The organism is Labrys neptuniae, assembly GCF_040797145.1.
Taxonomy (GTDB): domain Bacteria; phylum Pseudomonadota; class Alphaproteobacteria; order Rhizobiales; family Labraceae; genus Labrys; species Labrys neptuniae.
The window spans coordinates 62,219-84,513 of record NZ_JBFNQD010000004.1 but is presented as its reverse complement, the minus strand read 5'-3'; the positions used below and the strand labels follow the sequence as shown (position 1 = coordinate 84,513).

The window sequence follows — 22,295 nt, the reverse complement described above, 5'->3', positions numbered from 1 at the left end:
GCCGCAAACCGCTTATTGCCTCAGGCCATCTCGAGCTTGAAGCGTGCGATGCTCCCGCTCAGATTGCTGGCGACATGGTTGAGTTCATCGATGGCCGAACTGGACTGGCGCAGGGATTCCACTGTCTGCTGCGTCGCTTCGGTCAGCTGGATGAGCGCCTCGCTGATCTGCTCGGCGCCCGTCGCCTGCGCCTGCATGCCTTCGCTGACGGATTCATAGCGCGGTGTCAGCGCCTGCACTTGCGTGATGATTTCGGAAAGCTTGGCACCGATCTCATGGACATCCTGGAGGCCGCGCCGCACTTCCTCCGAGAACTTGTCCATGCCCATGACGCTGGCCGATACGGCGGACTGGATCTCCTTGACCATCTGCTCGATGTCGTAGGTGGCGACGGCGGTCTGGTCGGCCAGGCGCCGAATTTCCGAGGACACCACGGCAAAGCCACGCCCGTATTCACCGGCCTTTTCCGCTTCGATCGCGGCGTTGAGCGACAACAGGTTGGTCTGGTCGGCCACTTTGGTAATCGCCGTGACCACCTGGTTGATGTCGCTGGCCTTTTCGTTCAGCACGGCGAGCTTGGCGGTGATGGAGCTGGCGGCGCCCATCACCTGGTTCATCGTGTCTTCCATATGCGCCAGTTCGACCTTGCCCCCGGACGCCAGATTGGCGGTATGCTCGGAGACCGTCACGACGTCGGACATCGTCCGGACCAGTTCCCTGGAGGTTGCAGCGATCTCGCGCGAGGTCGCCCCGATCTCCGTGGTGGTCGCGGCGACCTCCGAAGCCGTGGCTTGCTGCTGCTTGGACGTCGCCGCAATCTCGGTCATCGAGGTGCTGACGCGGATGCCCGAGCGCTGGACCTGGCCGACGAGTTCCATCACTTCGTCGGCCATGCGGTTATAGCCTTCGCCGAGATCGCCCAACTCGTCCTGTCGAACGATCTGCATGCGCTGGGTGAAGTCACCCTTGCGCATGGTGTCCATCAATGTCTTCAACTGCAGCAGGGGCCTGGTGATGGCGCGCAACAGCGAAAAGCCCGCGACGGCGGCGACCACCAAGGCCAATGCGAAGGCCACTATCATGGCGCTCAGCAGGGACAGGATCTCGTTGCCGACAATGTCCGGCATGGCGAAGGCGCGTTGCTGGTTGAACGCGATCACGTCGGTAAGGTTCTTGAAGGCCGTGTTGAAGGCTGCATCGACGCCCGAAGCGGCAGAGGCCCTGGCCTCCCCATTCCCACCGGCCTGTTTGAGAAAGCCCTCCTTCAAGCTCTGATAAGAATCGACCGAGTCCTTGAAGCGCGAGAAGAGCTGCCGATCGGCGTCCGCAATGATCGTATCCTCATAGCCCTTAAAAAGCTGAACCATCTTGGTTCGGCCATCGGCAAGCTGATCTTCGGTCAAGGGCTTGGCTGTCGCCTCGCGCGACATGACGAAGGCAAGATAGTCTTGAAAAAGCCCGTCCTTGACGAAAGCGGCCTGTCGTAGCCCGGCCACGGAGTCCGACTTGAGGCTGGTGACGTGGTCGTCGATCGACTTGAGCTGCCAATAGGCAAACAGTCCGATCGCCAAAACGACCAGGAGGATAATGCCGAAACTCAGCATTATACGTGCACGGATAGTCACTTGCTTCATGAAAATAGCCGCATCATCTCAGTCTTGCAACGATCAGCACGTCGAGCATGGTAATATGGCTCGACCGTACGACGAAATCCGTAGGGAAGGTTACATCGAAATGTACGATAAGTAAGGTCAGATCCGCAAATGGAAGCATGCCGGACCAACGGACGCTGGCGCCGACGCCATACATGATTCACCCCCCACCCGAGCGATCTCCTGGCGACGCCCTCATTCGAAGCGACGGATTCCCGGATTCGCTCCGGCGATCATCGGTCGATTCAGGCAACGCGGCGGGAGCAAAATTGCCCCTTGCGACCTTTGATCATGCTCGTCATTCGCTATCGATGCGTACATGTGGCAAGATATGCCGGAAAAACATTAATCGCTTCATAATGAACGACTTACTTCCAAAACATGCTTTTGCGAAGGAAGGCGCCCCATGCATGCCTGACGGATGCGACACGTTCCGGCGAGGCTTCGTTCAGGGGTCCGTGTGATGGCTGGGCACATCGAAGGCTTCCAGTGCCGTCGACCTGGCTCGAGGACCCATTGTCCCGATGCCCTCCTCGTCAGATCCGTGTGCGGCGATGCCAGCCGTAACTCCTGATAGCGGGAACATCCCCCCTGCCCTTACCCCGTTAGTGCCGTCCTCTGATAAATGAGATAAAATTGCATATATAATATACGTTTCTTCGCTATTTCAAATTTAAAGATTATTTTGGTTTTATTTCTTCAGTGTAATATAGTAATAATCAGAATTAAAATTTGAATATTTTTGAAACTCATATCGATGAATTTAAAATTAGAATAATTAAAATATGCGCTCGTTGACTTGAGTTAACAGATATTGTTAGGCGGGCCGACTTTTTCTAAAGAAAGCTTGGGGCCCGTGAATCTCAAATCCCTCCTCCTGGCATCCGTGTCACTTGTCCTGGCGCCCGGTGCCGTCCACGCACAATCCAACGGCGCTGCACCGATCGAGCTCGATCCGGTGGTGGTCGAGGGCAAGGGCCGCGGCGGAATACCGGGCGTGATCAACACCACCGGCTATGTCGCGACGTCCGGCCGGAGTGCCACCAAAACCGATACCCCCCTGCTGGAGGTACCGCAGTCCGTCTCCACCGTGACGCAACCCCAGCTCGAGGAGCGCAAGCCGCAAAATCTGCTCGAGGCGATCGCCTACACCCCTGGCGCCGTTGTGGGCATGTACGGCTTCGACTCCCGCTATGACGGGTTCATGATCCGCGGCATCGACATGACCAACACCGGCGTGTTCCGCGACGGGCTCAGGCAACTCAACAGCCCGAATGGTCTGTTCCGGCTCGAACCTTACGGGGTGGAGGCAATCTCCATCCTGCGCGGCCCCGCCGCCTCCATCTACGGCGCCAGCAGCACGGGCGGTATCGTCGACATCATCTCCAAGCGCCCAACCGAGACGCCGTTCCGCGAGATCGAATTGCAGACAGGGTCCTTCGGCCGGCTCCAGGGCAATTTCGACCTGTCCGGGCCTCTCGATGCCGAGAACACCGTGTTCTATCGGCTGACTGGCGTCATTCGCAATGCGAGCGCCGAAATCAGCGCCGGCCGGGACGACCGGATCTTCATCGCGCCGGCTATCACCTGGAAGCCGAACGACAAGACCAAGCTCACGGTGCTCGGCGAATACATGGATTCCACCGTCGGCGGCACCCAGGCCTATCTCAACACCTATGCGCCCTATGTCGACGGCCAGGGCAATGTCACCGACAAGTCGACCGGTGCCACCAAGCAGTTCGTGGGCGACCGGCGCTACAACGACTTTCGCCAGCAGCAGGGGCGCGTCGGCTACGAGTTCGAGCACAAATTCAGCGACGCGCTGATCCTGCGCCAGAATGCCCGCTATTCGCAGCTCGGCACCAACCAGGAATACTACTATTTTGGTCCCGGCCTGACACGCGAGAGCACCGCCGGCTTCGCCAGCGATACCAGCCTGGAAAGCCACTTTGCCACCGGCCCGGTCGAACACACGCTGCTGACGGGCCTGGATACCAGCTACCTGCACTACCGCTCAGGGGAAGGATATGGCGGGGTGCCGCTCGGGGTCGACCCGCCGCTCACCACCCAGTCCAAGCAGACACTGGCGATGACCGGCATCTACATCCAGGACCAGGTCAAATGGCAGAACTGGCGCCTGACCCTCGGTGGCCGGCATGACTGGCTTTACAGTCGCTTCAGCACGGGCACGGTCGGCAGCGGCATGACGCAAAGCAAGAGCCGCGACACCAAGTTCACCGGCCGGGCGGCCTTGAGCTATGTCACCGATTTCGGCCTCGCCCCCTATGTTGCCTATGGCACCTCCTTTACGCCCAATCCGGGGACGGTGCTCAATGGCAGCGTGGCCACGCCCACCACTGGCGAACAGACGGAAATCGGCGTCAAATACGATATTCCCAACATGAACGCCTCGCTGCGTGCCGCCGTTTTCGACATGCGCCAGAACAACGCCGTGGTCTATGAGGTCGTCGATGGTCTCAACAAGCAGGTCCAGCTCGACGTGCGCTCGCGCGGCGTCGAGATCGAGGGTGTGGCCTCGCTGACCAACGGGCTGAGCGTCCAGGCTTCGTATTCCTACAACGATGCCCGCATCCTCAAGCTCACGCCCGATACGGAGGGGAACCGGCTCTCGAGTGTGCCCTATCACATGGCCTCGCTCTGGCTCGACTATGCCTTCCAGGAGGGGCCTGCCACCGGTCTCGGCATTGGCGGCGGCGTACGCTATGTCGGCTCGAGCCTGGGCGACAACCTCAACCGCGCGATATTTGAAAACAAGCCGCGCACCTTCGTCGATGCCTCGATCCGCTACGATCTCGAGAACATCAATCCCAAGCTGACGGGCATGCGCGTGCAGGTCAGCGCCACCAATCTGCTCAACGAGGTCAAGCAGGTCTGCACGGTCGGTTATTGCTATTTCGATGAGGGACGCAAGGTCATCGCCAGCCTGCGCTATCGCTGGTGAACGACATCAAGCCGGGCAGGTCGGCAAGGCGCGCATTGTCTTCCCCGCTTGCGGTCGTGCTCGGTGTCGGCGGCCTCTATGTCGGCCAGAGCATCATTGGCGGGCTGACCTTCATCGCCCTGCCGAGCGTGCTGCGCGAGCGCAACCTGCCGCTCGACCAGATCGGCCTGCTCTATCTGGCCGTGCTGCCCTGGGCCTTCAAGTTCCTCTGGGCCCCGGCGGTGGAGCGCTATCGGTTGCCGCCCACGGGGCATAGCCGCTCCCGCTCGATCGTGCTGGTCGGGGGCCTGATATCGGCCGTCGGCCTCATCCTGTCAGGGCTGATCGGGCCGACCGGCTTCATGCCCCTGCTCGCCGTGCTGCTGCTGATCGCCTTCGCCACCTCGACCAGCGACATCGCCTGCGACGGACATGCGGTGGAAACCCTGTCCGAGCGCCATCATGGCTGGGGCAATGCGGCGCAAGTCGGAGGCGCCTATCTTGGGTCGGCGATCGGGTCGGGGCTCTTCCTGGTGCTGGTCGCCCAATGTGGCTGGGGTGTCGCCTGCTTTGCCATGGCGGCCCTGCTGATCGTGCTCGGCCTACTCTTCGTGATCTCTCCGGCGCCGCCCTCGCCCGGGCGGGACCATCGGCCTTCCTTGCGCCAGGCGCTGCGGCGCAAGGACATGCATCTGGGCCTGGCATTGGCAGCGGTCAATGTGATCGCCCAGAAATGGGGTGTCAGCATGCAGGGTCCCTTCCTGATCGATAGTGGCCTCGACCTCACCTCGCTCGGCATCGTCAATGGCATTGGCGGCATGGCCGTCGGCTTCGTCTGCGCCCTGATCGGTGGTGCCCTCGTGCGGATGTGGAGTGCGCGGGTCGTCTTGGCGCTGGCTCTCGTCCTGCAGGCCCTGGCACTGTCGGGCCTGGCCTACGCCGCCTGGAAAGGTGATGTCGGCCAGCCCCTCCTGCTCGTCCTCGCCCTGGCGAGTTCGTCCGGCATTATGGCACTGGGCTTCGTCGCGCTCTATGCCCAGTTCATGGCGGTCTCGGATCCACGTCAGGCCGGGATCGACTTCACGCTGCTACAATGCATGGACGCATTGGTCAGCATGGCCGGCGGCATGGGATCGGGCTGGATTGCCCAGCATTCGGGCTATGGGCTCTATTTCGGCCTGGCGGCGTTGCTCGCTTTGGCCGCCGCACCGATCGCCGCGATGCTCAGCCATCGCGTCGCTGCACGGTCCGATATCCGAAAGGGCCAGCGGGAGGCGCTGGCCGGAGTTCCATCCGGCCAATGATCGCATCCCTCGCGCCCTGCTTTGCCGGAAATCTCCACTGGTACAAGGAGACCTTGGCGCTCCCGGGCACACATGGCGGCGCCATTGCCGGTCGTCGACTGCTCGAAAAGGGCGTGGCGGAAGAACTGATGTCGCGATTTGCCGGCACCTATCCAGGTGGCGACCGCAACGCCCTCGTCTCGATGTGGACGCAATGGCATTTCGGAGCGCTAGTCATCCCAGCGACGGCTGCAATCCTGCTGCTCGACCGGGAACTGCCCGTGGATCTCGATGCGATCGGCATCGTTCCGCACGAAAGCGGGCGTACGGCGGCGCTGGTTATTCCCGATGACGGCAAGCCGCATCCCGGCAATGCTACAGAACGCTTTTCGCGCTTGTTCGAGGGACATGTCGAACCGCTGATCCACAGTTTCGCCGGACAATTCGGCGTGTCCAAGCGCCTGCTGTGGACCAATGCCGCTGCCATTTTCGAGTGGACGTTGCAGCAGGCGCTGGAGGTGGGGGCTCCCTGCCCCGCCGCCCTGGAGGAAGGCCGCGTCTTGCTGCGGCAGCGCTGCGGCGGCGACGGCCGGCCCAATCCGATCTGCGGAGCGATATGCTATCCCCTGGAACAGGGGCAGCCTGTGCGTCGACGGAAAGTCTGCTGCCTGCGCTATCTACTCCCCGGCGTGGAGGATTGCGGCAGCCTGTGTCCGCTGCCGCCAACAAGCCGGCAGCAAAAAAGCGCTTCCGCTTAGCACTATAGTCGTGATTTGGTGAGACATTGGGCGTGCATCATCGCAATCGCAGATAAGACTATTGCCCTGGAGCAAACGCCCAGGCGCGCGTTATCCCAGCTTCAGTGCATGATCTCGGCGACCCAGGCGCTGTCCGGGCCACGGGCAAAATAGATACGGATCTGGTTCGCCTGCGCCTGGGGCACGTCCTTCACCATGGCTGTGCAGGTGACGCCCGGACGACCGACGGCCGGCACACAAGTGTTGATATGGGCAGTCTGTTGCTGCTTGGCGGCCAGCGCGGGTATTGCCCGCATGGCGGCAGTTGCCTCTGCATCGCTCGGTTGATCGAGGAGCAAGGCGGTCGCGGACGCCAGGAAAACGAAAACCAGGCCATCCGCCAAAATCCGGTTGATCGGCACGGCGGCCTCCTGTGTTCAACATCGGAAGAACAGGCGGAGTCACGCTTATAAACCAGCAAGGGGGCAGAAATCGGATGGCGTGTTCCGGCTAAGCGGTGCCGGACATGTCCGGCGGCACCTCTGACGTGCCAATGTGGCGGTTCAACCGGCGATATTCACCGGGCGGCAGGCCGAAACGCGCCCTGAAGCTCCGCGAAAACTGGGCCTGGTCGGTGAAACCCCATTGATAGGCGATCTCGGCAGCGGTCTGACCATTAGCGGGATTTTCGAGCGCGGCGCGGCAGGCCGCCAGCCTTTGATCCCGGATCCAGCCCGCCACCGTCTGGTCGGTGTCGCGGAACAGATCATGCAGATAACGGATGGAAACCCCGCAGGCCCGTGCGACCATTTCGGGATCGAGGCGCCAGTCATTGAGGTGGGCGCGGATATAGGCCTCTATCCGAGCGAGATGGGCCTCGCGCACCGTCGAACTGCCCGATGTCAGGATGCGCTCATCCGCCTTGACGGCCAGCACCAGGAGATCGATGAGCTGGCGCCCCACGGCATTACGCGCCTCCTCATCCAGCGCCTCGAAACGCTGAGGCAGGAGATGCAGCATGTCGGCGAACAGGCCGCCGGCGCCATTGGCTGCGTCGAATTGCAGCGAGCACAGCCTGTCTGGACTGCGGATGCGCTCCGACAATGGTTGGGACGCTACCTTCAGCACCCAGAGATCGGCCGGGTCGGCATGGCTGAATTCATAGGGCTCGTGACTGCGCTCAAGGAAGAAGCCACCGGGCGAACAGCGCACCTCGCTGCCGCATTGGGAAAAATTGACCTGGGAGCGGGTCGGCACGGTCACCAGGAACTCTTCCTTGCGGGCACTGCGGAAATGATGCGGCAGGCGCAGATATTGCAGTCCGTCCGAAGACAGCCGGGAGATCGACACGTCGCCGAACTGCCAGATGGTGAGATCGCCGAAGAAATGATCGGGATGGCGGAACGTCAGATCGAGCGGAAAATAGGCTCCGGCGATGGCCTGGTGCCAGTGCCGGCTCCGGTCCATGGTACGGGTCGCGCTCGTGGTGACGGAAGTCTTCATGACGGCTCCGCGGAACGGCTGCCGAGACTAGGCGCGAGAGGCGAGGTTGGCAATCGCCCGGCCCCGCCGTCCGGCCGATTGTGCACTCAGCGTCAAACCATTGCTCTCTCCCTGCAAAGACGGCCGCCGCCAAACCTGATTGGCTGATGGTGACGACGGTGCGCAGACGCCGCTGCAGGGGATCATGCGGAGAAGGAACTCTTCTCACGCCTTGTCGGCGGCTGGCCGGAGCGTTTCGCGATTTTGGCGGCATCGCCAAGAACCGCAAAGACGCTTCAGCCAATCCGCGGGATTGGCTTGGAACCAAAGAGTGAGAGCAAACAAGCGTTCACGCCTGAACGCGCTTTGCTCAGGGGAGGATGGATGTCCACAGAGCGAGTAAAAGTTGATCCCATCACGCTGTCGGTGGTGCGCGGTGTTCTGGAGACCACTCAACGGGAGATGACGCTGGCACTGGAAAAGACGGCGCGCTCTTCCGTCTTCAACCTGGCGCACGATTATTCGACCGCCCTCTTCAACGCCCGCCCGGAGATGATCCTGCAGGGCCAGGACATTCCCATCCACCTCGGCTCCCTGATCCCGGCCATGAAGGCCGTCGCCAAATTCTTCGGCGACGACATCCATGAGGGCGATCTCTTCCTGCACAACGATCCCGCCTTCGGTGGCAGCCACGCCATCGACACCTGCATGTACAAGCCGGTGTTCTATCGGGGCGAACTGGTCTACTGGACCGTGTGCAAGGGCCACCTCACCGATATCGGTGGCCCCGTTCCGGCCGGCTACAACCCCAACGCCACCGAGATCTATGCCGAATGCCTGCGCATTCCGCCGGTGAAGATCTGGGATCGCGGCAAGCCGCGCGAGGACGTACTCAACCTGATCTTCTCCAACATGCGGGCACGGCGCGACCAGGAAGGGGATTTCCGCGCCCTGATCGGCGCCTGCCAGGTCGGCGAGCGGCGCCTGACCGCCCTGCTCGACAAATATGGCAAGCCGACCGTCGATGCCTGCATCGACACACTGCTCGACATGGCCGACCGGCATATGCGCTCGCTGATCGCGAGCGTTCCCGACGGCACCTATGAGGGCAAGGCCATCCTGGAGGATGCCGGGCACGGTTTCGGCGACTTCGAGATCGGCGCCAAGGTCACCATCACAGGCGATGCCTGCCACATCGCCATCTCCAGCCCGCCGCAGGTGCCTTATTTCATCAATTCCTACGAGGGAAATTCGCATTCGGGCGTCTATCTCGGCCTGATGATGTTCGCCGCCTTGCCCCCGCCCTACAATGAGGGGCTCTATCGCTGCGTGAGCGTCGATTTCGGGCCGAAGGGCACGCTGTGCAACGCACAGGAACCTGCCCCTCACATGAACTGCACCACCACGCCGATGGAAACGCTGACCGATGCGGTGCGCCTCGCCTTCGAGAAGGCGATGCCCTCCAAGGTCGCGGCCTCCTGGGGCCATGCCAACGGGCTCAACATCGCCGGCAAGGATGGCCGCACCGGCGAGGAATTCGTGACCATGGTGCTCGCCACCATCATTTCGGGCGGCGGCGCCACGCCCCAACAGGACGGCTGGCACGCCGTCGGCCCGGAATGCTGCTTCGGCGCCCTCACCTCAGGCGACGTCGAGCTTCTGGAATATTCCTATCCCATCATCATCCATCGTTATGCGCTGATGACCGATTCAGGCGGCGCCGGCAAGTTCCGCGGCGGCTCGGGTACGGCCTGGGAGGTCGAGCCCCTGACCGGCGACATGCTGTGCATCGGCTTCGGCGAGGGACGGCGCATTCCGGCCATGGGCGCGGCCGGGGCCAAATCCGCCCTCGTCGACAAGAAGGTCGGCCGCGTCGAGCTGCGGCGCGGCGGTGAGGTCACGGTCGAGCGCAAGAACATCATCGAGACCATCAAGCCCGGCCAGACCATCACCAATCTCAATCCCGGCGGCGGCGGCTATGGCAACCCGTTCGAACGCCCTGTCGACAACGTGGTCTGGGACGTGCGCAACGGCCTCGTCTCCCTCGAGGGCGCCCGCGCCGACTACGGCGTGGCCATCAAGGATGCCGAGACGCTGGAAGTCGACCTCGCCGAAACCCGCCGGCTCCGCGCGGCCTGAAAGACACGATCATGGAACATGCTTTTCGTCTCGGCATCGACGCCGGCGGCACCTTCACCGATTTCGTCATCGCCAATCGCGCCAGCGGCGACGTCAAACTGTTCAAGGCCCTTTCCACGCCTTCCGACCCGACCAGGGCGATCGAGAATGGCCTCAGGCAGATCGCCGAGAACCTGGGCACGACGCCTTCTGCCATCGTGTCCGACTGCGACCTGTGCATCAACGGCACCACCGTCGGCCTCAATGCCCTGATCACCCACCGGGGCGGCAAGACCGGGCTGATCTGCACGGCGGGCCACGAGGATTCCATCGAGATCCGCAACGGCCACAAGGAAGACGGCTTTCGCTACGATCCGGAATATCCGGCGGCTACCATGCTGGTGCCGCGCTATCTCAGGCGTGGCGTGCGCGAACGTGTCCTCTCGGACGGTTCGGTGCGCACCCCGATGCAGGAAGAGGATGTGCGCCAGGCCTGCCGCCTGTTCCTCGCGGAGAAGGTGGAGACGGTAGCGATCTCCTTCGTCTGGTCCGTGCTCAATCCCGGGCATGAGCGCCGCGCCGCCGAGATCGTGCGGGAGATGATGCCCGAGGCGATCCTCACCGTCGGCAGCGAACTCTATCCGCAGATCCGCGAATATACCCGCACCTCCACCGCGGTGACCAATGCCTATCTGGCCCCGGTGATGCGGCGCTACGTGACGGCGGTCGATCGCTATTTCCGCGATCTCGGCGCCAGGCAGCCCGTACGCTATTTCCAGTCCAATGGTGGTCTCGCCGTCGGGCAGGTGATGACCGACCGCTCCGTCTACGCCATCAATTCAGGCCCGGCCTCCGCCCCGCAGGCCGGCCTCTATGTCGGCGCGCCCTTCGGCAAGGAGAATGTCATCACCGTCGACATGGGCGGCACCTCCTTCGACATCACGCTCACCCGCAACGGCCAGACCAACCTCAACAAGAACATCGACTTCCTGCGCTACCGGGTCGGCGTTCCCATGATCCAGGTCGAGACGCTCGGCGCTGGCGGTGGTTCGATCGGCTGGATCGACAGCCTGGGTCTGCTGCAGGTCGGTCCGCAATCGGCAAGCTCGGAACCCGGCCCGGCCTGCTACGGGCGCGGCGGAGCCGATCCAACGACCTCCGATGCCAATCTCGTGCTCGGCTATCTCAATCCCGAGGGCCTGCTCGGCGGCAAGCTGCCGCTCGACGTTGCCAAGGCCCGCGAAGCCGTCGCCAGGGTCGCGGAGCCGCTCGGCATCAGTATCGAACAGGCCGCCTATGGCATGTTTACGATCGTAAACAGCGGCATGGTCAACGGCATCCGGCGCGTGTCGGTCGAGCGCGGCTACGATCCGCGCGACTTCGTTTTGGTCGGGGCCGGCGGCGCCACCGCCGCCCACATCACCGCTCTGGCGCGCGAGATGGGCATCGACACCATCATCCTGCCCAAGCTTGCCTCGGGCCTGTGCGCCTTCGGGCAGATCATCTCGGACGTCAAATACAATTATATGGCCACGGCTCCACTGCGCTTGGATAATGAAGGCGCCTGCGAAAAGATCGACACGCTCTTCGGTGAGATCGAGGCACAGGGCGTCCGCCACCTGGAGGTGGACGGCTTTGCTGCCGACCGCATCGCCATCAAGCGCAGCCTGGAAATGCGCTATGTCGGCCAGGTGCATGAGTGCACCGTCGACATCGACAATTTCAGGATCGACGAAACCACGATCGACAAGGTCAAGGATGCCTTCCACGCCCGCCACGAGGAACTCTACACCTATAGCGAGCGGCACAACCCGGTCGAGGTGGTGAATATCGAATCCACCTTGTACGGGCTGATCGAGAAACCGAGACCTCCCAGGCTGGAGGGAACCGGCAGTCTGGAACTCGCGCTCAAGGGCAAGCGGCCCGCAATCTTCCAGGCCTCAGGCGAGGTAACGTCGACACCTGTCTATGACGGCTCGAAGCTGGGCGTGGGGGTCTCCGTTGCCGGGCCGGCCATCATCGAAGAGGTCACCACCACCATCGTCATCGAGCCCGGCTGGACTGCAGCCTTACACGAAAGCGGCAGCTATCTGCTGACCTGCAAGGATTGACCGGCGATGCCCCCTCTTCCTGCGCTCCTTCCGTTTGCGGCCCTGTCTCCGCTAGCGATTGGGCGGCAGGAAGAAGGCCTGGCGGAAATAGGAGCGGAAGGCCTCCATGGCGGGGGTGAACGCCGCGTCCCGCCGCCAGGCCAGGCCGACATCCATCGAGGGGATCGGCTCGGTCGGCACGATCGTCTCGATGCGCTTGCCCTCCAGCGACCAGGGCCTGAGCACCATGTCCGACAGGATCGCCACTCCCTGCCCGTCCGCCACCAGCGAGCGCACAGCCTCGACCGAGGAGGTTCGCAGCGTCACGTTCGGCCGGAAGGAGGACAGGCTCCAATAGCGCAATGCCGTGTGGGCGGCTTCATCCACGGTCAGCATGATATAGGGCTCCTCGGCGATCTCCTTGAGGCTGACGGTGCTTTGCGCCAGCAGCCGATGACGGGCCGGCACCCAAAGCCGCCGGCGCGAGCTCATCAGCGTCTCGGTGGTCAGATCGGGATTGATGACGTTGGAAGTCAGCAGCACAGCCATGTCGTAGCGATTGGCCAGCAACCCGTCTTCGATCGCCTCGCGGTTGAGCTCGAAGAGCTGGATGTCGAGATTGGGCCAGGCACGGCGCAGGCGGCCGAGATGGTTGGGCAGGAAATAGCCGATGACCGTATAGGTCGCCGCAACCGTCAGCCGGCCGGCGAAATCGTTGGCGGGCAGGAGCAGGCTGGTGGCCTCCTCGACCTTGTTCAGGATCTCATAGGCATGGAACAGGAACTGGCGGCCCGCAGGCGTCATGTCCATGCCCTGGGTGGAGCGGGTGAACAGCTCGACGCCGACGATCTGTTCCAGCTCCTTGATGGCGGTGGTGATGGCCGATTGCGAGATGCCGAGCTCGCCCGCAGCCTGGGACACCTGGCCATGCTCGGCCGTCGCCACGAAATAGCGGATCTGGCGCAGACTGACCGGCATGAGCGACTCCCTTCGCGTTTCAGATCGATATCTACATCAGTATTTGAAAAATCGATAGACATACGATTGCTACTCGATCGCGTCTCCTTGGTACCCGCCCATCCATGTCAAAATGGCCATATGCCGATGGAATCCAAACGAAGTCAGGAAATTCTCAACTTCTGAAAATCAGATATCAATCATCTGATTATATAATTTTTCAATCTACCCGTCTCGCCGTAACGTCAGAGCAAGACCGGCGGCGATGCCGGCGCAGGACTAATTACAGAGGGAGGCTGGCTTGGCGCTGGCTGCAGTCGACATCAATTGCGACATGGGCGAAGGCTTCGGCCAATGGCGCCTGGCGGAGGCGGATGACGCCGCCTTGATGGAACTCATCAGTTCCGCCAACATCGCCACCGGCTTTCATGCCGGGGACCCCTCGCTGATGGACGCCACCGTGCGGCTGGCGGCCCAGCACGGCGTCGGCATCGGCGCCCATCCCGGCTATCGCGATCTCCAGGGCTTCGGCCGCCGCCGCATCGAGGGAGCGCCCGAAGAGATCGTCAACGACATCGTCTACCAGACCGGAGCGTTGCGGGAATTCGCCCGCCGCCACGGCGCCAGCCTGCAACATGTGAAGCCGCATGGCGCGCTCTATATGGAGCTGGCTGTCAATGAGGAACTGTCGCGCTCCTTCGTCCATGCAATGCAGGCCACCGCTCCCAACGCTTTCATCTATTGCATGGATGTCTCGCTGACCCATCGCGTCGCCGTCGAGGCCGGCCAGCCGGTGATCCGCGAATTCTATGCCGACCGCGACTATGGCCGTTCGGGCTCCATCGTATTCACCCGCCGCACCGGCAAGCTCGATCCGGCTGCGATCGCCGACAAGGTGGTGCGGGCCTGCCGGGAACAGCGGGTACGGACCGTCGAGGGCGACGACATCGACATCGCCTTCGATTCCATCTGCTTTCACTCCGATACGCCCGGCAGCCTTGCCATCGCCCGCGCCATGCGCGCGGCCCTGGTCGCCGATGGCATCAAGATCATGCCGGCGAGCGAACTCGCCCACCTGCCCAGAGCCATCACGAGGGGATGAAGAATGGCAATTTCGCAGATCATGTCACCCTTGCCCGGTGTCTTCTACAGACGCCCCTCCCCTGACAGCCCGTTCTTCAAGGAGGACGGGGAGTCCGTCGTGGCCTCCGATGTCATCGGCCTGATCGAGGTGATGAAATCCTTCCACGAGGTCAATGCGGGTATCGGCGGCAGCAATATCCGCTTCCTGGTCGACGATGGCGATGCCGTGATGGCCGGGCAGGTTCTCGCCGAGGTGGAGGCATGAACATCCGTTCCGTCCTTATCGCCAATCGCGGCGAAATCGCCGTACGCATCAATCGCGCGGCCAAGGCGCTGGGGCTGCGCACCGTGCAGGTCTACAGCGCCGCGGACAAGGACTCCCTCGCCGTTCGGCTTGCCGACGAGGCCATCGATATAGGCCCCCCGGCCGCCAAGAAATCCTATCTCGACATCGAGGCCGTGCTTGCTGCCGCCAGGGCGGCCAAAGTCGATGCCGTGCATCCGGGCTATGGCTTCCTGGCCGAGAACGCCGATTTCGCCGATGCCGTGGTGGCGGCGGGCATGAAATTCGTCGGCCCCGCCGGCTCCGCGATCCGCCTGCTCGGCGACAAGGTCGCGGCGCGGACCGAAGCCGAGAAGGCGGGCGTGCCCACCGTGCCGGGCAGTGGCGGGCGCGTCGCCGATCTGGAAGCGGCCGAAGCGATCGTCGCGCGCATCGGCTTTCCGGTGATGATCAAGGCCGCGGCCGGGGGCGGCGGACGCGGCATTCGCGTCGCCGCGGACATGGACGAGTTCCGCCGGCAGTTCCCCCAGGCTTCCGCCGAGGCGGCCGCTGCCTTCGGCGATGGCGGTCTCTATATCGAGAAGGCCATCGAAAAGGCGCGCCATGTCGAGGTGCAGATCCTCGGCGACGGCCGGAACTTCGTGCATTGCTACGAGCGCGAATGCTCGCTGCAGCGCCGGCGCCAGAAAGTATGGGAGGAAGCACCCGCCGTCGGCCTGTCGCCGGAGGTGCGCGAACGCCTGTGCCGGAGTGCAGTCGCCCTCGCCCGCTCGGTCGGCTATAGCGGCGCCGGCACGGTGGAATATCTCTATGACGAAGCCAGCCAGGACTTCTATTTCATCGAAGTAAACACGCGCATACAAGTCGAGCATCCGGTGACGGAGATGGTCACCGGTCTCGACCTGGTCCAGGAGATGCTGCGCATTGCCGGCGGCGAGCCGCTCTCCGTCCGCCAGGAGGACATCGCCGTCGCCGGCCACGCCATCGAATGCCGCATCAACGCCGAGGATCCGTTCAAGAACTTCATGCCCTGGCCCGGCGTGGTCTCGGGATTGTCGGTGCCAGAGACGGAGGACATCCGTTTCGACACCATGCTCTTTGCGGGCTATGCGGTGCCGCCCTTCTACGACTCCCTGCTGGGCAAGCTCGTCGTGCATGGCGAGGACCGCACGGCCTGCCTGGCCACGCTTCGGCAGGCACTGGCCGGCCTGAAGATCGAGGGCATTCCCACCACCATTCCCCTGCACAAGGCCCTGGCCGCCGACGGCGACGTCGCGGCGGGGCGTTTCCACACACGCTTTCTCGAGGGCTGGCTGGAGAACCGTTTTGCGCCGCCGCCAGCCGAACCGGCGAAGGAGGCCGCCCGATGAAAAGCCGATATTCCTTTGGCGGCGATGAGCACCTGTTCGTCGAATGCGACGAGAGCATGTCGCTGGAGGCCTTCTTCAAGAGCCTATCCATGACCCGCGCCATCAGGGAGGCCGGCATTGCCGGCGTCACCGAGATCTGCCCGGCCAATGCCTCCTTCCAGATCCGCTTCGATCCCGATCGCATCAAGCCGGACGACATCCTGGCGGAGGTGAAGGCCATCGAGACCGCGGCTGCGAAGTCAGAGCCGATAATCGGCACACGCATCATCGAGATCCCCGTGTTTTACCAGGATCCCTGGACGCATGAGACGCTGATGCGGTTTCGCGAGCGCCACCAGGATCCGCAGGCCACCGATCTCGAATATGCCGCCCGCATCAACGATCTCGCCTCGGTCGAGGATTTCGTCACCGCCCATAGCGGCTCGCCCTGGTTCGTCTCGATGGTCGGCTTCGTGGCGGGGCTGCCCTTCATGTACCAGATGGTCGAGCGGCAAAGACAGCTCCAGGTCCCCAAATATCTGAGGCCCCGCACCGACACGCCGAAGCTGACGGTCGGCCATGGCGGCTGTTTTTCCTGCATCTATTCGGTGCGTGGCGCCGGCGGCTACCAGATGTTCGGCATCACGCCGATGCCGATCTTCGATCCCGAGCAGAAGACCGGCTATCTGCGCGACTTCATGGTGTTCTTCCGGCCGGGCGACATCGTCAAGTTCAAGCCGATCGGGCGCGACGAGCATGACGCGATCGCGGCCGACGTCGCTTCCGGCCGCTATGCGCCGCAGATGCATGAGGTCACCTTCGACCTCCGGGAATTCCAGAAGGATATCGACGGCTACAACGCCAGGCTGGAGGGCATGATCCATGGGCGTTAAGGTCCTCAATCCAGGCCTGTCCACCACCATCCAGGACCTTGGCAGGCCGGGTTATTTCCATCTCGGCATTCCCGTCGGCGGGGCAATGGACCGGCTGGCCCTGCGTGCCGCCAATCTCCTGGTCGGCAATGACGAGGGGGCAGCCTGCCTGGAGGCCGTGTTCCTCGGCCCCGAACTCGAATTCACCAAGGATGCGACGATCGCCATCACCGGCGGCGAGATGCCGATCAAGATCGGCGGAGTCGAGCAACCCTCCTGGACCGCCCTCAGCGTCAAGGCCGGCCAGACGCTCAGCTTCGGCTTCCTCAAGGCGGGCGCACGCATCTATATCGCCGTCGCCGGCGGCTTCGACGTTCCCCTGGCGCTCGGCAGCCGTTCTACCTACGTGATCGGTGCTCTCGGCGGTTATAAGGGCCGCGCCTTGGCCAAGGGGGACGAACTCGCCATCGGCGAAGCGGGCGCGGTCAAGGAAGGGCGTAGCGTGCCCGAGCCCTTGCGCCGCCGGCCGGGCACACCGGCGCAGCTTCGCGTCCTGCCGGGCCTCTATTGGCACCGCGTCCAGGAGCAGTCGGGACGCGCCTTTTTCGAAGACCAATGGAAGGTCGCGCCGGAAGCCGACCGCATGGGCTATCGCTTCCGGGGCGGGCGTCCACTGCACTTCGTCGAGCGGGAGCCGCCCTTCGGCGCGGGATCGGATCCCTCCAACATCGTCGACAGCTGCTATCCCTATGGCTCGATCCAGGTGCCGAGCGGCACCGAGCCGATCATCCTGCATCGCGACGCCGTGTCCGGCGGCGGCTATTTCATGCTCGGCACCGTGATCTCGGCCGACATGGACCTGATCGGCCAGATGCAGCCCAACACGCCGACGCAATTCGTCGAGGTCGACATGGCCACGGCCCTGGCGGCACGCGCCGAACGCGCAACGCTGCTGGCCTGTATCCGGGCCGTGCTGGCCTCCAGCTAGAACCCTTTGCTCCAGCTCCCGGTCGAAGCGGCCAAAAAGGCCGCCGACCCAAGAACATCCAAAAACATCACCATCCAAGCACGACATCGCTCCACAATCAGTGAGAGGGGAACCATCATGGCAGGCACCGTCACGGCCGCCGAAGCCGATACGCTCGACTATTCCAACCGGGCCGTTCCGCCCGATGCCCGCATGCCCAGAATGGCCCTGACCATGGCCTGGTGGGCCGTGTGCAGCGCCGTGTTCTATATCGTCGTCGGCGCGGCCCTGGCGCTGGGCTTCGGCACCCGCAACGCCATCATCGGCATGGTCATGTCGGTGATCGCCTATGGCGTGATCAACGCCGTGCTCAGCCGCTTTGCCATTCGCACCGGCCTGTCCGTCGCCCTGTTCTCGCGCGTGCTGTTCGGCAATGTCGGCGCGGGGCTGGCCACCCTGATCTTCTGCGCAACCGCCATCTACTATGCCGTGTTCGAAGGATCGGTCATCGCGGTCGGCATCCACACCATCTTTCCCGGCGTGTCCTATGCGATCGCCGCCCTGATTGTGGTGCTCTATTCGGTGCCGTTGATCTTCGGCAGCATCCAGACCTGGCTCGACAAGTTCAACGGCGTGCTGCTGCCCTTCTATATCCTCGGCCTCGTGGTCGCCGTCGGTCTGGCCATCGCCGAATATGGCTATAGCGACAAATGGCTCAATCTCGGCCCGGCCGGCGGGGCGCCGGCGAATGGCTGGTGGTCATGCTTCGTCTATTACATGGGCGTGTGGGTGCTGATGATGTTCACCTTCGACTATGCCCGTTTCGGGCGGCAGGAAGACGCCGGCTACCACGCCCTCTTCAATTTCGGCATGCCCTTCTATGTCATGGTGTTCCTGGTCAGCGGCCTGTTCGGCATGTTCATGATCGGCACCGTGCCCGATCTCGGCGCCGTCAGCGAAGTCACCGTCCTGCTCGCTTTGCTCAAGCTGATGGGCGTTTGGGGCCTGCTCTTCGTCTGGGTTACGCAGACGCGCATCAACACGGCCAATTATTATCTCGCCGCCGTCAATATGGAGGCCCTGGTCCAGCTCTTCGGCAAGCTGCCCTTCGGGCGCATCGGCTGGGCCGTGGTCGTCGGCCTGATCGTCTATCTCCTGATGCTGGCCGATGTCTTCGCCTATCTGCTGCAGGCGCTTGCCTATCAGGGCATCTTCGTGGTGGCCTGGGTCGCCGTGGCCATGGCCCACATTCTCAGCGACCGCTATCGGCGCCTAGCCGGCGATACGATCGAATATCGCTCCAGTCACGTGCCCGCCTTCAACCCACTCGGCCTGGCCGCCTGGTTTGCCGGCGCGGCCGTCGGCATCGGCCTGCACCTGTTCGGTGGCGCCTATGCGGAGTTGTCGGCACCGGCAACGGCCGTGGCCGCTTTCTGCATCTATACGGTGGGTCTTAGCTTCGCCCGCCGCTCCTGGTTCCTGGTTGCGGATTGACGCGAACAATCGCGAGACCCGGCTGGGTGATCAGCCGGGAACTTGCACGGGTGGTCGGTTGCACCGCTTGGGAACGATCGGCCCCGACAGGCGTTTGATTGCAAGATGCGCACGCGTCAACCGGACCTGGCAGTAGAGGGAACAGGGATGGTTTTTCCGGTTTCCCGCCCTGACCAACGAAATGGTAGCCGAGCCCTTGTCCTGCCCGTGCGTATCGCCTCGGCTCGTGAGGCAGGGGCTGATTTCGGGCGCGTTCCGGTTGCTGCCGGAGTAGAGTGGTCAGATTTTGCAGGAGTCGCATGGAGGTCCTGTCCCGGGTGGTGTTCACCGTAGCCAGCATCTGCCTGATGATGTTGGCGGGCGGTCTTGTCGCGATAGCCGGATTTCGGGTCTTTCATGCCGCCTATTACGATGGCCAGTTCGACAACACGCTGCTCGATTCAATAGGCTTCGTGGTGGTCGGCGTCGCGGTCTTCGACGTGGCGCGCTATTTCCTCGAAGAGGAGGTGCTGCGCGCCCGCGAAATGCGCAATGCTGTGGAAGCTTGCCGCAGCTTGACGAAGTTCATGTCAGCCATCGTGATCGCAGTTTTCCTCGAGGCTTTGGTAACGGTGTTCAAGGTAGCCAAGCAAAGCCCGGAGCAATTGCTCTATCCGGCGCTCCTGCTCTTCGGCGGCACCGCGATGATCGTGGGCCTTGGCGTCTATCAAAAGCTGTCCGTCAGCGTCGAGCGGGAAAGTCCGGCAGAACCCCGCAAGGAAAAGGCCGAGAGCAAGCGCAAGACCGGAGAGCGGCAAGCAGAGCCGAGCTAGGCCGGAGGCTCGTCTGGCGTCGCAATAGACATGACTGCGCGACCGCTCGTGACATCCGCGACCATCTGCCGAACATCGACCAGATCCTGTTCGCGGATCGCGGCGACAAACTCGCTTCCCGTCGCAGTATAATCCTGCGTCAGGATCTGCACCGCCTCATGGGCGGACAAGCGGGCCTGTACCAGCGCCAGGTCGGTAAAGGCGCAGGAGATGCGTGCCTCGACCCGTATGACGATCGGCAGCTTTTCGGCAGCGCGCAGGCAGGCGGCAGCCGTGCCGCCGTAGGCCCGGATCAAGCCGCCGCTGCCGAGCAGCACGCCGCCGAACCAGCGCGTGACCACGACGGCGACACCATCCAGGGCCTGGCCATCTATCGCCTGCAGGATCGGCTTGCCGGCGGTGCCGCTGGGCTCGCCATCATCGTTGAAGCGGTAGAGGGGGCCGACTCGCCAGGCCCAGCAATTGTGATTGGCCGCCATGTCGGAATGATCCCTGATGAAGGCCTTGGCGGCCTCTTCTCCCGACACGGGAGCGGCCGTCGCCAGAAAGCGGCTTTTCTTGACCTCCTGTCTGAAGGTCTCGATTCTCTGAAGGCTGAACAAATCCGGCATGGCTGCAATCTAAAGCATTTTCCGGAAAAGCTGACAGCCATCCCTCAACATAAAAAATATCGTTAGAACAATTGGTTATTGATAGATCCCAATGTAAGGAAATGGCAGGTCGTATCCGTGCGGACCGTTTTGCGCCAAATCACCGCGCTCAACCATGGCGGGGGGAGCCCACCATGTCGACGGCATGCGATCCGGCAAGGCCGCTCGCCGCAGAAGCATGCGATGGCGCAACTGCGCTCGCCCAATGCTCATGCGGTGACAACAGGCACAAGCTTTGGCCTGCTTCGTAAACCCAAAATCGAAAGCATGATGTGGGCACCGTTCTGCATCGATTGACTTGACCGGGCGTCACTGCTGTAGTCGCCGGCAGCCTGGATGTTCTCAAAAAAGGGATTTGGATGAGCACGAGGATACATGTAGCGGCGCTGGCCGGAGCGGTCTTGAGCCTGTTCCAGCTTTCAGGCGGAGCCTATGCAGCCCAATGCGGCAAGACTGCAGCCGGCTATGAAGCATGGAAGCAGGAATTTTCCGCCGAGGCACGCGCCAAGGGCGTCGGTCAGGCCGGCATCGCCGCGCTGATGAGCACCCATTACGCCACAGCCACCATCAACGCCGATCGCGGCTTGAAGAGTTTCCGGCTGTCCCTGGACCAGTTCCTTGCCAAGCGCGGTGGCAACACGATCGTTGCGCGCGGACGCCAGCTCAAGAAATCCCAGGGTGCGTTGTTTGCCACTATCGAGCGCCGTTACGGCGTGCCGCCGGGACCGCTGCTGGCGATCTGGGGCATGGAGTCGGGCTTTGGTGCCGTCAAGGGCAACCAGAACATGCTCTCCTCGGTGGCAACGCTGGCTTATGACTGCCGCCGCCCCGAATTCTTTACCGACCAGCTCTATGCCGCGCTCAAGCTCGTCGACAGCGGCCGCTTCACGGCGCAGACCCGCGGTTCCATGCATGGCGAAGTGGGCCAGACCCAGTTCATGCCCAAGACCGTACTGCAATATGGCGTCGGCAATCTCGACACCGCTGCGGGTGCCCTCGATTCGACCGCCAACTATCTGAAGGCCCATGGCTGGAGTGCCGGCCAGGGCTACCAGCCGGGCGAGCCGAATTTCGGGGCTATCCAGGCCTGGAATGCCGCCTCCGTCTATCAGCAGGCTATCGCCCATATCGGCCAGCGCATCGACGCCCAATAGAAAGTCCCGCTGGGGTGGGTGCGAGAACCGCGAGCTCTTTCACCCAGCCGCAATCGACCACCGGTCCATGACGCCGTGGAGCACCAGCTTCCACGGCGTTTTATCTTGATTGACCTATGATCCGAAAGAATGGCCTTCATCTCGGCCTGTTGCCCGCCACTGCATGCCGCGCCCGCGCCGCTACGTGCCTTCGGTGGGAGTCGTTCGCTCCCCTGCCCGCCCGACAGAATGTTCCATCGCCGATATAAACTAAGCCCTTGCGCTAAGTTTTGAAGGCTGATAGTTAGCCTTGAGGATAGGTAATGGGTTTTCACCCACATCCCGAAAAACCGGGGTCGAGCTGCGAAAGGTGATGTCATGAAGCTGGTCTT

At 62.8% G+C, this 22,295-nt stretch carries 18 protein-coding genes; 13 read left to right on the top strand and 5 right to left on the bottom strand.

Annotated features, from left to right (window positions below; all coding sequences use genetic code 11):
• Positions 1–20: 20 nt before the first annotated feature.
• Positions 21–1,634 (bottom strand): methyl-accepting chemotaxis protein, encoded by a 1,614-nt coding sequence (locus ABXS05_RS14400; protein ID WP_311941298.1) that lies wholly within the window; start codon positions 1,632–1,634, stop codon positions 21–23.
• Positions 1,635–2,508: 874 nt separating this feature from the next.
• On the opposite strand from ABXS05_RS14400, the gene ABXS05_RS14395 reads away from it, so the two are divergent.
• Genes ABXS05_RS14395 through fhuF form a run of 3 tightly spaced genes read left to right on the top strand, consistent with a single transcriptional unit; the run spans position 2,509 to position 6,634 of the window.
• On the top strand, positions 2,509–4,614 hold the full coding sequence (locus ABXS05_RS14395) for a TonB-dependent siderophore receptor (RefSeq protein WP_367624377.1): 2,106 nt from the start codon (positions 2,509–2,511) through the stop codon (positions 4,612–4,614).
• Between the two features lie 35 nt (positions 4,615–4,649).
• Positions 4,650–5,897: an MFS transporter gene (locus ABXS05_RS14390; RefSeq protein ID WP_367624376.1), complete on the top strand. Its 1,248-nt coding sequence runs from the start codon at positions 4,650–4,652 to the stop codon at positions 5,895–5,897.
• Entirely contained in the window at positions 5,894–6,634 is a 741-nt protein-coding gene (gene fhuF / locus ABXS05_RS14385) for a siderophore-iron reductase FhuF (RefSeq protein ID WP_367624375.1), read from the top strand. Before ABXS05_RS14390 ends, fhuF begins: the two co-directional genes overlap by 4 nt.
• Before the next feature lie 101 nt (positions 6,635–6,735).
• Here the strand turns inward: fhuF and ABXS05_RS14380 are convergent, their stop codons facing one another.
• Positions 6,736–7,035: a hypothetical protein gene (locus ABXS05_RS14380; RefSeq protein ID WP_311941312.1), complete on the bottom strand. Its 300-nt coding sequence runs from the start codon at positions 7,033–7,035 to the stop codon at positions 6,736–6,738.
• Between the two features lie 88 nt (positions 7,036–7,123).
• Complete coding sequence (locus ABXS05_RS14375; protein ID WP_367624374.1) at positions 7,124–8,116, bottom strand: AraC-like ligand-binding domain-containing protein; 993 nt, start codon at positions 8,114–8,116, stop codon at positions 7,124–7,126.
• A 363-nt stretch (positions 8,117–8,479) separates the two neighbouring features.
• Between ABXS05_RS14375 and capB the strand changes: the two genes are divergently transcribed.
• Together capB and capA are read left to right on the top strand one after the other, a co-directional pair.
• Complete coding sequence (capB, locus tag ABXS05_RS14370; RefSeq protein WP_367624373.1) at positions 8,480–10,234, top strand: caprolactamase subunit beta; 1,755 nt, start codon at positions 8,480–8,482, stop codon at positions 10,232–10,234.
• An 11-nt stretch (positions 10,235–10,245) separates the two neighbouring features.
• Complete coding sequence (capA, locus tag ABXS05_RS14365; protein WP_367624372.1) at positions 10,246–12,324, top strand: caprolactamase subunit alpha; 2,079 nt, start codon at positions 10,246–10,248, stop codon at positions 12,322–12,324.
• A 51-nt stretch (positions 12,325–12,375) separates the two neighbouring features.
• On the opposite strand, the gene ABXS05_RS14360 is transcribed toward capA, so the two are convergent.
• Positions 12,376–13,281: a LysR family transcriptional regulator gene (locus ABXS05_RS14360; RefSeq protein WP_311941323.1), complete on the bottom strand. Its 906-nt coding sequence runs from the start codon at positions 13,279–13,281 to the stop codon at positions 12,376–12,378.
• Between the two features lie 280 nt (positions 13,282–13,561).
• Here ABXS05_RS14360 and ABXS05_RS14355 point away from each other — a divergent pair, with 280 nt between their 5' ends.
• The 7 genes from ABXS05_RS14355 (at position 13,562) to ABXS05_RS14325 (ending at position 20,120) form a co-directional block, all read left to right on the top strand.
• A complete protein-coding gene (locus ABXS05_RS14355) occupies positions 13,562–14,362 on the top strand; it encodes a 5-oxoprolinase subunit PxpA (protein WP_367624371.1) in 801 nt (266 codons plus the stop codon).
• A 3-nt stretch (positions 14,363–14,365) separates the two neighbouring features.
• On the top strand, positions 14,366–14,608 hold the full coding sequence (locus ABXS05_RS14350; RefSeq protein WP_367624370.1) for an acetyl-CoA carboxylase: 243 nt from the start codon (positions 14,366–14,368) through the stop codon (positions 14,606–14,608).
• Complete coding sequence (locus tag ABXS05_RS14345; protein WP_367624369.1) at positions 14,605–15,996, top strand: acetyl-CoA carboxylase biotin carboxylase subunit; 1,392 nt, start codon at positions 14,605–14,607, stop codon at positions 15,994–15,996. Before ABXS05_RS14350 ends, ABXS05_RS14345 begins: the two co-directional genes overlap by 4 nt.
• Complete coding sequence (locus tag ABXS05_RS14340; protein ID WP_367624368.1) at positions 15,993–16,868, top strand: 5-oxoprolinase subunit B family protein; 876 nt, start codon at positions 15,993–15,995, stop codon at positions 16,866–16,868. The genes ABXS05_RS14345 and ABXS05_RS14340 overlap by 4 nt, the downstream gene beginning before the upstream one ends.
• On the top strand, positions 16,858–17,835 hold the full coding sequence (locus ABXS05_RS14335) for a 5-oxoprolinase subunit C family protein (protein WP_367624367.1): 978 nt from the start codon (positions 16,858–16,860) through the stop codon (positions 17,833–17,835). The genes ABXS05_RS14340 and ABXS05_RS14335 overlap by 11 nt, the downstream gene beginning before the upstream one ends.
• Before the next feature lie 117 nt (positions 17,836–17,952).
• Positions 17,953–19,308 carry a purine-cytosine permease family protein gene (locus tag ABXS05_RS14330; protein WP_367624366.1) on the top strand — a complete coding sequence of 452 codons (1,356 nt, stop codon included), beginning with the start codon at positions 17,953–17,955 and terminating at the stop codon, positions 19,306–19,308.
• A gap of 299 nt (positions 19,309–19,607) precedes the next feature.
• Positions 19,608–20,120, top strand: coding sequence for a GNAT family acetyltransferase (locus ABXS05_RS14325; RefSeq protein WP_367624365.1), 513 nt, complete (start codon positions 19,608–19,610; stop codon positions 20,118–20,120).
• Here the strand turns inward: ABXS05_RS14325 and ABXS05_RS14320 are convergent.
• On the bottom strand, positions 20,117–20,722 hold the full coding sequence (locus ABXS05_RS14320) for an IMPACT family protein (RefSeq protein ID WP_311941378.1): 606 nt from the start codon (positions 20,720–20,722) through the stop codon (positions 20,117–20,119). The two genes, ABXS05_RS14325 and ABXS05_RS14320, sit on opposite strands and share 4 nt — an antisense overlap.
• A gap of 407 nt (positions 20,723–21,129) precedes the next feature.
• On the opposite strand from ABXS05_RS14320, the gene ABXS05_RS14315 reads away from it, so the two are divergent.
• Positions 21,130–21,924: a lytic murein transglycosylase gene (locus tag ABXS05_RS14315; RefSeq protein WP_311941345.1), complete on the top strand. Its 795-nt coding sequence runs from the start codon at positions 21,130–21,132 to the stop codon at positions 21,922–21,924.
• Positions 21,925–22,295: the final 371 nt, after the last annotated feature.

What these genes read in the sequence shown, in the direction of transcription:
- ABXS05_RS14400 (WP_311941298.1), bottom strand. Translation starts at nt 1,634, where the DNA reads ATGAAGCAAGTGACTATCCGTGCACGTATAATGCTGAGTTTCGGCATT.
- fhuF (WP_367624375.1), top strand. Translation starts at nt 5,894, where the DNA reads ATGATCGCATCCCTCGCGCCCTGCTTTGCCGGAAATCTCCACTGGTAC.
- ABXS05_RS14375 (WP_367624374.1), bottom strand. Translation starts at nt 8,116, where the DNA reads ATGAAGACTTCCGTCACCACGAGCGCGACCCGTACCATGGACCGGAGC.
- capB (WP_367624373.1), top strand. Translation starts at nt 8,480, where the DNA reads ATGTCCACAGAGCGAGTAAAAGTTGATCCCATCACGCTGTCGGTGGTG.
- capA (WP_367624372.1), top strand. Translation starts at nt 10,246, where the DNA reads ATGGAACATGCTTTTCGTCTCGGCATCGACGCCGGCGGCACCTTCACC.
- ABXS05_RS14360 (WP_311941323.1), bottom strand. Translation starts at nt 13,281, where the DNA reads ATGCCGGTCAGTCTGCGCCAGATCCGCTATTTCGTGGCGACGGCCGAG.
- ABXS05_RS14350 (WP_367624370.1), top strand. Translation starts at nt 14,366, where the DNA reads ATGGCAATTTCGCAGATCATGTCACCCTTGCCCGGTGTCTTCTACAGA.
- ABXS05_RS14345 (WP_367624369.1), top strand. Translation starts at nt 14,605, where the DNA reads ATGAACATCCGTTCCGTCCTTATCGCCAATCGCGGCGAAATCGCCGTA.
- ABXS05_RS14340 (WP_367624368.1), top strand. Translation starts at nt 15,993, where the DNA reads ATGAAAAGCCGATATTCCTTTGGCGGCGATGAGCACCTGTTCGTCGAA.
- ABXS05_RS14335 (WP_367624367.1), top strand. Translation starts at nt 16,858, where the DNA reads ATGGGCGTTAAGGTCCTCAATCCAGGCCTGTCCACCACCATCCAGGAC.
- ABXS05_RS14330 (WP_367624366.1), top strand. Translation starts at nt 17,953, where the DNA reads ATGGCAGGCACCGTCACGGCCGCCGAAGCCGATACGCTCGACTATTCC.
- ABXS05_RS14325 (WP_367624365.1), top strand. Translation starts at nt 19,608, where the DNA reads ATGGAGGTCCTGTCCCGGGTGGTGTTCACCGTAGCCAGCATCTGCCTG.
- ABXS05_RS14315 (WP_311941345.1), top strand. Translation starts at nt 21,130, where the DNA reads ATGAGCACGAGGATACATGTAGCGGCGCTGGCCGGAGCGGTCTTGAGC.